Source organism: Gloeocapsopsis sp. IPPAS B-1203 (genome assembly GCF_002749975.1).
Classification (GTDB): Bacteria; Cyanobacteriota; Cyanobacteriia; order Cyanobacteriales; family Chroococcidiopsidaceae; genus Gloeocapsopsis.
In genome coordinates this window covers 434,192-447,945 of sequence record NZ_PEIG01000003.1, presented here as the reverse complement: position 1 = coordinate 447,945, position 13,754 = coordinate 434,192, and the positions used below count along the sequence as shown (strand labels likewise).

The following is a 13,754-nucleotide window of genomic DNA, read 5'->3' as shown; positions in this document are numbered from 1 at the left end:
GAGGGGCGAGGTAATAGTGATTAGTAACTAGTGACCAGTTTTGAGTTTTGAATTAAAGGAATTTTCTTAACTCATGACTCGATACTCATAACTCACTTAAACTCTCTGACCTCTGACGCCTGACCCCTTACTTTAGGCTAGCAGGGATTGAGAGTTGTCACTGCATAAGAATATGGTGAGAGATATTGTTGTGTTAACTGCTGTATCTCATCTGCTTGAAAAGAGCGAATTTGTTCAGGATAGATAACCGCTAATTCTGCTTGCGCAATTGTATTGTAGTAACCATAAAGCCCTGCCATTTGGTTAGGAGTTTCGGTTGAAAATGCATAATCGTTACAGAGTAAACGCTTACACCGCGCTAATTCTCCTGAAGTCACAAGGGTTGTTTGTAAATCTTCTAAGTGCGCGCGAATTAATGACTCCACTCGTTCTAAGTTTTCTGGTTCTAACCAAGCAGTGATTGTAAATAAACTAGAGTCGCGCTGCAGCGAAAAATTACTCGTGATTCCTTGAACTAAGTGCTGTTCTTCGCGTAACTCGCGCACTAATCGCGATGAACGACCTTCGGAGAGTAGCACAGAAAGTAGATCTAAGCCATATGCATTGCGTAACTGATCTACTCCTGGAGCTGTCCAAGCCATTAATAATCGTGCTTGCTCTAATCTAGGTAAATAGATTTCTTGACGGCGAACTCCTGCAAGTAACGGTTCAGTGACTGCAATCTCGGTTTGCGGACACTCACTACGCGGTGCAAATTCCTGAAAAGCTTGACTGACAATGTCAATTGCAGACTCTTGAGCAATACCACCGACAATGACTACAGTCATATTTTCTGGCTGATAGTGCGCGTGATGAAAACAACGCATCGCTTCAGGTGATTGCTGCATCAAGTCTGTCTCGCTACCCAGTACTGAACGCCCATAAGGATGTTGCTGATAAATACTTGCGCCCAAAGCCTGAAAGCCTATCCAATCAGGGTCGTCATACGCGCAACGAATTTCCTCAAGAACAACATCGCGTTCTGTGATAAATTCTTCTTCAGGAATTGCCGCATTGAGAAGTAATTCTGCTAAGTATGGTAGTGTGTCTTCGAGGTATGGCGCAGCAGTTGTTAGGAAGAAATGAGCGTAATCATGACTTGTGGCTGCATTTGTCGTTCCTCCTAAGTTTTCAACCGCGTAATCAAAGACCCCTGGAGGTATGACTGAGGTGCCCTTAAAAATCATATGTTCGAGAAAGTGTGCCATACCATACCACGGTTCTGGCTCGCAAACTGCACCAGCACGTACCCAAACGTCTACAACAACAACAGGGGTAGCAGGGACATACTGATGAATAATTGTTAAACCATTGTCTAGCCGAAAAACAGCCGCTGGAAATACTGGAGTAGTCAGCAATGGAGACAAAGTAGCGCAACTTGAATCAGAATTTAATTATCCTAACGTATCCTGGATAACAATTTCGCAGCAATTGATACAGCATAGAGAAATAGTCTGGTGGTAACTGGTAATGGGTAATAGGTAATTGACTCTAGTTTTTCAAGCTACTAACTCAATGAAAAATTATGTTTAGTGATCCAACATCTTAGTTAGAAAACACCAATTGTAAATACGAGATACACTATCTCAATTTCCAATTACCAGTTACCCATTACCACTTACCAATAATTAAAACTCTCTTAGTTAAAACCAAGAGAGCCTTATGATGCTTAAGTTCACCGCAGTGCCGTTTTACCTCAGTTTTAGACCTGGATAAATCCAGGTGGGTACCTCTTCTCTAACTTAAAGTTTCCGAGTAGCTAAGCTCGGTCTACTGCCGCTAGAACTCAGTGGTTCCCTAATTCGACAAAGCATAGATCCAAAAACATTATTGGCAGTCACCAACGCTGCAGTGGAACTTTATTTATTATAGCGATTAATTTGTGTGGTGTCGTTAGTTGTCGATAACTTTAATTTAGCTTCATCTGTAAGGTACAAAACACTGAAAACCCTGCAATTTGCACTCATGAGGGTTGAAATAAGAATATTTACTTAATTGGGCTGAGGATACCAAAGTGATTCGATCTGATGAGCGATCGCTTGCGCTTGCGGATTATGTTCATCTAACAACACTGTAACATGACCAAGTTTACGCCCTGGACGCGATTCTTGCTTACCATACCAATGAACGCGTGCGTGGGGAACTTCGCTAATTTGCGCTCGCTTCTCAATATAATCGTCTTGTGCCTGTTCGTAACCTAAAAGATTAACCATCACTGCACCGCTACACGTCAAGCCAGCATGACCTAGTGGCAAGTCACATACAGCACGTAAATGTTGCTCAAACTGCGAAGTTGTACACGCATCAATTGTAAAATGTCCAGAGTTGTGGGTACGCGGAGCGATTTCATTGACTAATACTTGTTGATCTCTTGTGAGAAATAGCTCAATACCAAATACACCAACCGCCTGTAAACTAGTCATTAGTTTAGATGCGATCGCTTCAACTTCTTGAGCGACAGAAGCACTGATATCTGCTGGTGCAATAACACGCCGACACACTTGATCTTCTTGCTGAGTTTCTACAATGGGGAACGTCACAACATCACCATTAACTGATCGCACCACAATAACAGCAAGTTCGCGCTCAAAAGGGATAAACTCTTCTAAAAGCACTTCTGAAGACTTGTGTGAAGTATCTAACTTCTGTTGCAAAGTCGCTAGGTCTTTAATAATAAATGTACCTTGACCGTCATAACCATGACGACGAGTTTTTAAAACAATGGGAAACTTTAAACAAGTGTCAGGTGGGAGAGTAAACTTAGGTTGTGGTATGCCCAGCTTTTCTAGATAGCAGCGTTGGTGATACTTGTCAAGTAAAGGAGATAATGCCTCTAAGCGAGGGCGAAAGCAAACACCACTTGCAGCTAGAGGAAATAACGCAGTTAAATCAACAAATTCATTCTCAAAAGTGATGACATCGCTGCGACGTGCTAATTCCTTGGTAGCATCAGCATCATCAATAGCAGCAAAAATTGTATCCGAGGCGATCGCCACTGCCGGATCGTCAGAATTAGGTGTTTGAATCACTAATTCTATACCCATTGCTTGGGCTGGAATTGCCATCATCCAAGCAAGTTGTCCGCCACCAATGACACCAACTCGTTTTATCTGCATCCTAATGATTCTCGCGTATCAATACCAGTTGTAGGATTCACACCACTAGCACGTTGACACAATTCTTTCACTTGTACAGCATCTAGAATGGCATCACTAAAATCAGCAGCGGTAATATCTGTATTATCAAACACAGAGCGCAGTAAAATTGTTTCTGCAAGAACTGCTTCACTTAAATTGGCGTCAGTAAAGTTAACTTGATCCGCCATTGCATTTGTCAGGTTTGCACCGTGTAAATTTGCTTTAGTCATTACTGAAGCACTAAAGATTGCTCCTCTTAAGTCAGCATCGGTAAAATTAGTTTGCTCCATATTGGCGTTAGAAAACTCCGATGCACGTAGCATTTGTCCTGAAAAATCGCGCCCTTTCAACTCAGCATTACTAAAAGATAAAGGAGGCGGATAGTCTAAAGCTTTCGCAGGTAACGCCCAAAGAGATAATATGAAAATCAACAAAAGAAAAGTTAGTTTTCGCCAAAACATACTAGGTAGCAAGTGAAGTGCCAAGATCTATTTTGCGACTAAAGTGCTTTTTCAGCTTAGCGCATCTCTAATTTAAGTATTTTGGTGCTGCTTACTGCATATTGAGGAGTGAACGTTATGATCCAGTTTGTTCTGATTTGGCTTTTAAGTGCGATCGCATTAGTAATCACTGCTTACATTGTTCCTGGGTTTGCTGTCACTAGTTTTGCCTCTGCGTTACTTGCTGCGGTGATTTTAGGATTACTTAATGCAATTGCGAAGCCAATATTAGTTTTGTTGACACTACCACTCACTGTTGTCACCTTAGGCTTATTTTTATTTATTATTAATGCCTTAGTTATTTGGTTAGCTGGTGCAATTACTCCTGGCTTTGTCGTTACAGGATTTTTTCCAGCCCTATTAGGTTCAATTGTTTTAACACTGGTAACAAGCCTACTTACTTTTTTAGTTGGTAGCGTTCGCCGTTAAGGATGGTTGTCTTTTCCTGCTTTCCCAAACGCAGCAACTCTAAGGCAAACCAGTATTATAGCCTCGTGGTGTAATCATCCAATTACCTTGAGTCCGCGTACTTTGGTTGCCAATTAAAACTGTTGTCAGCATATCAACAGGAACATCTTGCAGTTTTTTGAGTGTTGTTAAGGTGATTTGTTCATTTTGACGGTAAGCAGAGCGTATCACAGCAACTGGAGTTTGCGGATTGCGATATTGTAAGAATATTTTAATTGCGCTTGTTAGTTGTTGAATGCGTGTTTGCGATCGCGGATTATACAGCGCCGTAACAAAATCTGCTTGGGCTGCGGCGTGTAAGCGTTTTTCAATGACTTCCCACGGTGTCAGTAGATCGCTTAAACTAATTGCACAAAAATCATGCATTAAGGGCGCACCCAAACGTGCTGCAGCGGCTTGCATTGCGGTAATTCCTGGAAATACTTCTACAGATGGCGTTTTACCATCCCAGCCTTGTGCTTGGAGTTCCTCTAGAACTAAACCCGCCATCCCATAAATGCCAATATCACCAGAGGAGACTACAGCAACAGTTAAACCCCACTGTGCGAGTGAAATTGCCCGTTGCGCCCGTTGACGTTCTTGAGTAATTGGTAAGGCTTCGATGATTTGATTTGGTTGGAGGAGTGGGGCAATCAAATTGATATACAGCGAGTAACCGATAACAACATCCGCAGAACTTATCGCAGCTTGTGCAGCAGGGGTTATTTGATCTAATTGTCCTGGTCCTATCCCAACGAGGAACAATCTGCCCGTACGTCCAGTATATTCTTGTTCAGCTTGGGCGATCGCAACAGTAACCGCACCTTTAAATTCCGCAGCACGAAAAATTTGCTTAGCAACAAGTAAATTTTGAGCATTGGCAGCAAATAATGCCGCAGCCTCAGCGACACTGGGGGTTCCCACCTCAGCATTAACAATTTTTGAAGGATTGGGTACCGTAACAGAACGTAAAATATCTGCGGAGAAAGTACGTAAAGGCAAGTTGCGATCGCGGCATAATTCAATTAAGCCTACTTCATCGGCTTTGATGTCAATCGTGGCAATACCTGCGATCGCTTGTTCGGCTAATTGATGTTCTTGACAAACTTGCGTAATTGCGCTTTCAATCAATTCACGCGATGTCCCACGTTCGCAACCAATTCCTAGCCAGAGAACACGAGGATGCCAACGTATGAAGGGGTGAGGGGCTAGAGATGAGGGGCGAGGGGTAATATAAACTTTAGGTGTTGGATCTGGAGTGGATTCGAGGGTTAAACTGGAATGCTGAAAACTAGTTGTAGATTGCCAGAGCGTAGAACCGGCTTCTTGAATGACTTGTACTGGTTCATTGCGTGCTACTGCTGCACTGACTTCTGTCCAGTTTCCTGCACCGCGTTGCCAACCAAAGGGAATTCCGACAATATCGACTGCGGGTAATCCTAATGTAGACGCAGCACCAGTTAAGACAGGTGTCGCATTGAGTAGCTGTGCGATCGCTTGTGTCAATTTATCTGCCCCACCCTGATGTCCGCTACACAAACTGATCGCAAATTTACCAGTTTCATCAACAACGACAACTGCTGGATCGCAGGATTTATGTTGCAGTAAAGGCGCTATTAGCCGGACTACAGCCCCTGTTGCTAAACCAAATATCAAACCTTGGTGTGTTTGCCAAAGTTCAGCAATATGACTTTTGAGTGAACCTGTATAGATCTTTGCTTCTGCAATACCTACAACTGATTCTGGAATCCAGAGTGTGACGCCATTTTGACATAGTGGCTGTAACGTTTTAGCTGCTGTTGGGGTTGTGGCGATCGCCGCTATCGGTTGAAAGTTTTGCAAAGTTAACACAATTAATAATAAAGAAATCTAGGCTCCACGTAAATAGTTTTACCATCTAACTGAGATTCTGCTTGAACGAGCACCACTTATTTACTTGCTTGCATTGAATCGAGGTAAGCTTGTAGCGACTCCGCTAAAATTTGTACGCAGGGTTCGCGTAACAGATTGAAGTGATGCCCAGGAAGATCTTTAATCTCTATACCCTCAGCAACTAATTTACTCCAGCCCAATTGGGAATCAATTTTCATAGATGGCGACCAATATTTATGTTGTTGAGTTGCTCGGAATAGAAGTAACTTACCTGAGTAAGCTTGAGGTACATAAGTTTTAATAGCTTGATCAAAAGCTGCTTGCAATGGCGTCGTTTGCAGAGATATTGTAGATTGTTTTGGCAAATAAAATCCCTGCTTCAACTTCTGTTTTATATAAGCAAATTTTGCTTTGAGTGTAAGTCGTAACAAGTTATTTAGATGCCGAGAAAACTTACTACGTAAAGACACTTTTTCAAACCACAGCCCTTGTCTGTTATAGGTATCTACTAAAACCAATGCAGCTATTTTTTGCCCTTGAGCTTGCAATTGTCTTGCCATCTCATATGCTATTAAACCTCCAAAAGAGTAACCACCAATAAAGTAAGGACCAAAGGGCTGGAGTTCCTGTATTTCTCGGATGTAGTCAGCTGCCATCTCTTCAATACGGGTATGAGGAGTTTGTTTACCATCCAATCCTTTTGCTTGTAGCCCATAAAAGGGTTGATCACCTAGATAATGCGCCAAGCTTCGGTAGCCCAAAACGTTACCACCCTTAGTGTGTACGAAAAAAAATGGTGGTTTAGAGCCTTTGGGTTGAATGGCTACCAGCGATTTCCAAGAAGTGTTCCGTCCTTTCTCTTGAAGAATACAAGCTAACTGTTCAATCGTCGGTGCTTGAAAAAGAGTGGCTAATGGAAGTTTTTCACTGAACATTTCTTCAATACGAGAAAACAAACGTGCAGCTAGTAGTGAGTTTCCTCCTAGTTCAAAGAAATTATCCCTCACTCCAACAGGGTAAGTCTTGAGAACCTGTTCCCAGAGGTTTGTTAGTTGAAGTTCTAAAGGATCTTGAGGTGAAACAAAGGGTGTTTGCAACGAAGGTCGTTCGGGTTGAGGTGCGGGTAAGGCATGACGGTCTACTTTACCATTAGCGTTGAGTGGTAAACTTTTCAGAATAATGAACACAGCGGGAATCATGTAGTCAGGCAGTCGTTCTTTTAAGAAGCAACGTAATTCACTAGTGGTTGGTGCTTGCTCCTGAGACGGAATAATGTAAGCCACTAAACGCTTATCACCAGGTGTATCCTCTCGACCCATAACCACACTATGCTTGACACAGTCATGTTGGCGCAATACTGCCTCAATTTCCTCTAACTCGATGCGGAAGCCACGAATCTTTAATTGGTGATCAATACGACCAAGGAATTCAATGTTACCGTCTGGTAAGAAACGCGCCAGATCTCCAGTTTTGTACAAACGGCTACCTGGTTCACTGTTGAAGGGATGGGGAATAAATTTCTCGGCAGTTAACTGTGGGCGGTTGAGGTACCCCCTAGCAAGCCCTGCTCCACTAATGTATAGCTCGCCTGGTACTCCTACAAATACAGGCTGTAACTCAGCGCTTAGGATGTAAACTTGTGTATTAGCAATTGGACGACCAATCGGGGCAATTTGGTAATTACTATTGCGATCGCAACACCAATAAGTAGCATCTATTGAGGCTTCTGTGGGACCATAGACATTGTGCAAAACATTGTCCAAGTTCAGACGGGTGAAGAAATGGGTCTGGAGTTCTGCTGGTAAGGCTTCACCACCGCAAAAGACATACCTCAAGCATTTACAAGCATCAACTTCCCTTTCCTCTAAGAATAAGCGGAGCATCGCAGGTACCATAGCAATTGTAGTAATCTGCTGCTCGGCAATCAACTTAACGAGGTAAGCACTATCTTGATGCCCACCTGGACGAGCCAAAACCAACTGCGCCCCGCAAGATAAGGGCCAAAATATCTGCCAAACAGAGGGATCGAAGCTAAACGAAAATGATAGTAAAACTTTGTCCGCAGTAGTAAGTGGAAAAGTATTTTGTCTCCACCACAGTTGATTGCAAATTCCAGCGTGGCAAATCATCACTCCCTTGGGCTGTCCTGTAGAACCGGAGGTGTAGATTACATATGCTAGGTTACTTCCCGTTGTCTCACAGACTAAATTTTCTTTGCTCTGCTGGGATATAACTTCCCAATCTGAGTCTAAACAAATTAGTGCTCTAGAGGTTGGTAAGCTCTGCGCTAGTCGTTTTTGAGTCAGTAATACTTCTACTTGGGTTTCCTGCAAAATAAAGGATAAGCGTTCTAAAGGATACTCGGGTTCTAGAGGTACATAAGCTCCTCCAGCTTTAAGAATTCCTAACAGCCCTACAACCATCTCTAAGGATCGCTCTATACAAATGCCAACTAACACTTCAGGACCAACCCCAAGTGACTGCAAGTAATGTGCTAGCTGATTTGCTCGTTGGTTTAACTGCTGATAAGTAAAGTATTTATTGTCAAAAACTACAGCTACAGCATCAGGAGCTTGCATTACTTGAGCTTCAAACATTTGATGAATGTACGTAGAATTGACAGACAAGTCTGAAGCATTATGTTCTACTTCTAAATTTTGAAGGAAGTTGGTTTCGTTTAATGGTTCTCTTTGGATATCTTGCTTGAGATAAAAATTTTCATTTTTTATTTTCATACTCATTTCTACCATTTTTAGCTAGATATTAATACTTCTAAAATTTAGAACACTTAGGTAGCTGTAAACGTTTTTAAAGGTATGTTTAGTATCAGAAAAAGTATGTTGATTGAATCCCACAAATATTTTTTCTTATGTGAATAGTTTTTTAATGACTGCTTTCTATTGATACATTGTTAAAAATGACAATAAGTTATAGAAAATACAAAACTTTGTTTAAATCAAAAAACACTAAGTAAGTGGGTAAAAATAAACATAGCTTAAGGGCTGGTAACTGGTGACTGGTAAATGGTAATTGGTCAAGCAGTATCTATTACCCATTACCCAACAAATGCTATGTGTGATGTCTAATTATGCCCGCCTACTTATTTAGATTTTTGAATTTTTATTATGTAGTTAGGTATGTAAAATTCAAGTTTTGTTTGAGGTTAATTAAGCTCTTAATAAACCATAGTTTATTTCTAGAAATTTCAATATAAAATAGCACTGAAAACGTAATTTACCTTAATCAGACTACCTGGATAAGATTAATAACACTATATTTAATAATTATTTTTCTGTAAAACAGAATTTTTATGAGTTTAAGGAACAATACTCCTACTTTAGTTAATAAACGTTCATTAATATTCTGGATTATTTGTTTTTATCAATTTTATGAATTGATAGGGTGTTTTATAAAACATTCCAATAATAGTTGGCACTATTGAGGCTGTAAATGTTAAAAAGCCTAATTTTTTCCAGACTTTGACAATATACTCTTTGGTGCGCTGGTTACATTTCTCTCTTTTTCAAAAGCTGTACAAATACATTTAATTATTTAGTAGAATGCAACTATATTCACCAATTGAGCTTGACCAAATCCAAGAAGATATACCTTACTTAAGTCAAACTATGGAGTGGGTTAAAATGTTTTTAGCAAAGCCTCACCCTGATTTAGGAAGAGCTGGTCCTGTTTGTCCTTTTTTGCCTCGTGCTTTACAGTTAAATAGCATACGACTAACAGTAATTCGTACTCAAAACTTGGAGCAACAGCAAGTTGAAAAGATTGTCAAAGGCTACCAAAATATTTTCTTTAACTTAGAACCAACAGAAGGAGAAGCTGCATTTTACAAAGCTCTCATGCTCATTTTTCCTGATATCAGTACTGAAGCTTTTAAATTAATTGATAGTATCCAACGCCAGCTGAAGCCTTCCTTTGTTGAGGCAGGACTAATGATAGGAGAATTTCACAAGCAAAACAGCAGTTCTGGGCTACATAATCCCAACTTCCGTCCCCTTCGTAGCCCAATTCCAATGCTAGGTATTCGCTTTATGGTCGAGTCTGATCTTCCTTTTCTTAATGATTTAAATTCTGAGCCAAGCTTGCGTATTAGATATCTTGAGGCTTATCTATCGCGTTTGCACAATGTGTTAAAAGATGAAAAAGTTAAGTTAGCTCAGGAAGCATTGTCTTTAGCTAAATATCAACTAGAACAATTCAGCTTAGTTAATTAAAGTAATAACCATTAATTTTTGTCTTAATATATTTTAGTTATGGTAAGCTTTGTACTTAAAGCTGAATTACTTAATATTCTGCGGATTTCTTAAAAAATAAACTTGTATTTTAACCTAGAAGAATTTAGTAGTATTTGTTTTCAATCGGTCGTGAAGAAAAGTGTAAGATTGCTAGTTAAGCACTTCCTTAATTCACGACCGTTTTCTCGTTAATCTAACCCCTGTTCTGTTCTTTCGCGGGTATGTGGGTACTAATTACCGTTGTTTGCAGTGTGGGTGTGCGCGCAATTGAACTGTTAGCTATGGTGAATAGTGGATTCGACAAAATCCCTGCCAAAGAAGTAGCCACTAGAGTCAATACCAAGCCGACTTGCAACGGTCGCATTCCAGGTAAATTCCATTGTACTGCAGGATAGTTCTTCACGGCTTCAGACATTTCCTGTGGTTCTTTAACAACCATCATCCGCACAACACGAATGTAGTAGTAAATAGAAACTACCGTGGTGACTAAACCGAGTAGAACCAATCCATATTGTCCAGCTTGCCATCCTGCCCAGAATAAGTAAATTTTACCAAAGAATCCTGCAAGAGGTGGGATACCGCCTAAAGATAGTAAGCAGATACTCAAACACAGCGTTAGCAGAGGATCTTTTTGATAAAGACCAGAGTATTCACTAATTTGGTCAGTACCTGTCCGTAGCGTAAACAGAATGAGACAGGTAAATGCTCCCAAGTTCATGAACAGGTAAACCAATAGGTAAAATACCATACTGGCATAACCTGCTTCGGTTCCCGCAATTAAACCAATCATCACAAATCCAGCTTGTCCGATTGAGGAATAAGCTAACATTCGTTTCATACTGGTTTGTGCCAGCGCAACGACGTTACCTAGCACCATACTGAGGACAGCAAGCGCAGTAAAAACAAATTGCCACTCATCAATGAGTAGGGGGAAAGCACTATTCATCATGCGAATTGCTAAAGCAAATCCTGCAGCTTTAGAACCTACTGATAAAAATGCAACGACTGGAGTTGGCGAACCTTCATAAACATCAGGTGTCCACTGGTGGAAGGGTGCAGCAGAAATTTTAAATGCAACACCTGCAATCACAAATACCAAAGAAATTACTAAACCAAGTGATTGACTTAAGTTAGCGTCAGTTATTGCCGATGCGATCGCACTTAATTGAGTTTCACCTCCAGATAAACCATACAGTAGAGAAACACCGTAAAGGAAAACACCTGTACTTGAAGCACCAATCAGCAAATATTTCAGTGCAGCTTCGTTTGAGCGGGGATCGCGTTTGGTGTATCCTGTCATCAAGTACGAAGAGATACTGAGGGTTTCTAGTGAGATGAAAATTGTCACTAATTCAGAAGCCCCAGATAAGAACATCCCTCCTAGTGTTGCTGTCAGCATAATTCCAATGAATTCTGCTAAAGCTGTGCCAGATTGCTCAATATAGCGAATCGACATCAAGATCGTTACCGCAGTTGATAGCGCGATGATGCCGCGAAAGACGATACTGAGGTCATCGCTATTAAAAGCACCAAGAAATGAAATCGGATTTGGGTTATTCCATTGAAGATATAACGCGACGACAGCGGCGAGTAAACCTGCGATCGCTGTATAAGGAATCCAGCGCGAAGCACTACGTCCGACAATCAAATCGCCTATGACTATTACCATCAAGGTAGTTAGCACTATCCCCTCCGGCAAAATTGTTCCAGCATTTAACTGGTCTACAAGATTAGCAAAATCCATGAGTGATATAGGTTTTGGCTATGAGACAATCGCTGTGTTAACTTTATTGTCTATCATATGGTTCCTTTTATGTGTGTTTCATCTTTTCGGTAATGACTGCGACACAACTCATTACCAGCGCTGATGAGAGATTGCAAGTAACTATTACAGGTATAATAAGTTACTTGCACAGAAGAACTATTCCATATAGCTATGGTTACAATCAATTTATAGTTAAATGCCAAATTATCACTAGATTTTGAATTCAAGGTAAAAAGTGATGATTTCATCTTGGGCTACTGTAACTGATGAAGAGTTAATGCAAATCAGTTCCAAAAATCCAGATTTACAATTTGAGCGGAATGCTGACGGGACGTTAGTCATTATGCCACCTACAGGAGGGATTTCTAGTAATCGCGAAATTAAAGCAGGAGCTTACCTACTAAACTGGGTGGAAAGTAACGATCTTGGTGAAGTCTTTAGCTCAAGTTGTGGTTTTCGCTTAGCAAATACTGCTGTAAGATCTCCTGATGCGGCTTTTGTTGCTAAAGGCAGATTACCAGAAAATTGGGACGAGCAGGAAGATTCTTTTTTGAATTTAGCTCCTGATTTTGTGATAGAAATTCGCTCTAAAACTGATAGTTTGGAAACGCTACAAGCAAAAATGCGCGAGTATATCGAAAATGGCGTACGGTTGGGATGGTTATTTGACCGTCAAAATCAACAAGCTTGGGTATACAGGGCAGATCAATCAATTACACAGTATCCAGCAACAGCAGTTTTGAGTGGGGAGGATGTTGTTCCTGGATTTACTTTAACCGTGAAATCTTTTATCGGGTAACAGGTCATAGAAATTCTTTAGCTTGACCAATTACCAGTTACCAATTACCAACCTTTTAGTTACGTTTATTTCTACCCATTATATTTATTCTGAGATAGTCTTTTTATTGTGTGAAAACTGATTCAATTCTCTATCGACTGTTTAAGACATTTCCGAGTGTTTTTTTTGAATTGCTGGGTCAATCTTCAGTTGAAGCAGAGGCGTATGAATTTTTATCAGTGGAAGTCAAGCAAACAGCCTTTCGCATTGATGGGGTGTTTTTGCCCAAACAACCACAGTTAAACCAACCAATTCATTTCACCGAATTTCAGTTTCAATCTGATCCTGGGTTATACTCTCGCCTCCTCACCGAGATTTTTATCTATCTGGATAAGACGGAAATGCTCAACGATTGGCGGGGAACAGTGATTTGGATGAGTCGTCGCCTCGATCTGGGAGTACCTACGCGCTACTGGGAGTTTTTTGAAAGTCAACGGGTGCAAGTAATCTACTTAGATGAGTTGAAAGATTTTGCTCATCAATCAATCGGTTTAGGAACTCTTATACTATTGGTTGAACCACCAGAAGTAGCAAGTGTAAAAGCCAGGAGTCTAATTGAGCAAAGTAGACAAATTACTGATGAACAGGTAAGTAGAAAATTAGTAGAATTAATAGAAACGATCGTTGTTTATAAGTTTCCTCACAAGAGTCAAGCGGAGATTCGAGCAATGTTAGGATTAGGCGATTTGAAACAAACAAGGGTTTACCAAGAAGGCTTGGAAGACGGAGAACGTAAGGGACGTGTTGAGGGTAAATTGGAAGCAGTGCCTCGGTTATTGAAGTTAGGATTAACTTTGGAACAAGTTGCAGAAGCACTAGAATTAGATGTTGCAGCAGTGAGAGAAGCAGGGCGATCGCATGAACAATAAAAACCCTCATCATCTAGGGTTTGTTAGTTAGATACTT

The 13,754-nt window shown here is 40.7% G+C and carries 10 protein-coding genes and 1 other RNA gene; 4 read left to right on the top strand and 7 right to left on the bottom strand.

From position 1 onward, the window contains the following. Positions 1-137: 137 nt before the first annotated feature. From CSQ79_RS07970 to CSQ79_RS07955, 4 genes are all read right to left on the bottom strand, one after another. Positions 138-1,406: a M16 family metallopeptidase gene (locus tag CSQ79_RS07970; protein WP_502693914.1), complete on the bottom strand. Its 1,269-nt coding sequence runs from the start codon at positions 1,404-1,406 to the stop codon at positions 138-140. Positions 1,407-1,710: 304 nt separating this feature from the next. Beyond that, a non-coding RNA gene (gene ssrS / locus CSQ79_RS07965) (6S RNA) lies at positions 1,711-1,897 on the bottom strand. Between the two features lie 133 nt (positions 1,898-2,030). Continuing rightward, positions 2,031-3,149: a 5-(carboxyamino)imidazole ribonucleotide synthase gene (locus CSQ79_RS07960; RefSeq protein ID WP_099700702.1), complete on the bottom strand. Its 1,119-nt coding sequence runs from the start codon at positions 3,147-3,149 to the stop codon at positions 2,031-2,033. Further along, entirely contained in the window at positions 3,146-3,637 is a 492-nt protein-coding gene (locus CSQ79_RS07955; protein ID WP_099700626.1) for a pentapeptide repeat-containing protein, read from the bottom strand. The genes CSQ79_RS07960 and CSQ79_RS07955 overlap by 4 nt, the downstream gene beginning before the upstream one ends. Positions 3,638-3,754: 117 nt before the next feature. On the opposite strand from CSQ79_RS07955, the gene CSQ79_RS07950 reads away from it, so the two are divergent. Next, complete coding sequence (locus CSQ79_RS07950; RefSeq protein WP_099700625.1) at positions 3,755-4,105, top strand: phage holin family protein; 351 nt, start codon at positions 3,755-3,757, stop codon at positions 4,103-4,105. 39 nt (positions 4,106-4,144) lie between these two features. On the opposite strand, the gene cobJ is transcribed toward CSQ79_RS07950, so the two are convergent. After that, positions 4,145-5,974: a precorrin-3B C(17)-methyltransferase gene (gene cobJ / locus CSQ79_RS07945; RefSeq protein ID WP_099700624.1), complete on the bottom strand. Its 1,830-nt coding sequence runs from the start codon at positions 5,972-5,974 to the stop codon at positions 4,145-4,147. A gap of 77 nt (positions 5,975-6,051) precedes the next feature. Then, entirely contained in the window at positions 6,052-8,730 is a 2,679-nt protein-coding gene (locus CSQ79_RS07940) for a non-ribosomal peptide synthetase (protein WP_289500830.1), read from the bottom strand. 825 nt (positions 8,731-9,555) lie between these two features. On the opposite strand from CSQ79_RS07940, the gene CSQ79_RS07935 reads away from it, so the two are divergent. Continuing rightward, a complete protein-coding gene (locus CSQ79_RS07935) occupies positions 9,556-10,224 on the top strand; it encodes a DUF6875 domain-containing protein (RefSeq protein WP_099700623.1) in 669 nt (222 codons plus the stop codon). Positions 10,225-10,438: 214 nt separating this feature from the next. Here CSQ79_RS07935 and CSQ79_RS07930 read toward each other — a convergent pair whose 3' ends face one another. After that, positions 10,439-11,989: an NAD(P)H-quinone oxidoreductase subunit N gene (locus CSQ79_RS07930; protein WP_099700622.1), complete on the bottom strand. Its 1,551-nt coding sequence runs from the start codon at positions 11,987-11,989 to the stop codon at positions 10,439-10,441. A gap of 259 nt (positions 11,990-12,248) precedes the next feature. Here CSQ79_RS07930 and CSQ79_RS07925 point away from each other — a divergent pair, with 259 nt between their 5' ends. Continuing rightward, a complete protein-coding gene (locus tag CSQ79_RS07925) occupies positions 12,249-12,809 on the top strand; it encodes a Uma2 family endonuclease (RefSeq protein ID WP_099700621.1) in 561 nt (186 codons plus the stop codon). 110 nt (positions 12,810-12,919) lie between these two features. Then, complete coding sequence (locus tag CSQ79_RS07920) at positions 12,920-13,717, top strand: Rpn family recombination-promoting nuclease/putative transposase (protein WP_099700620.1); 798 nt, start codon at positions 12,920-12,922, stop codon at positions 13,715-13,717. Positions 13,718-13,754: the final 37 nt, after the last annotated feature.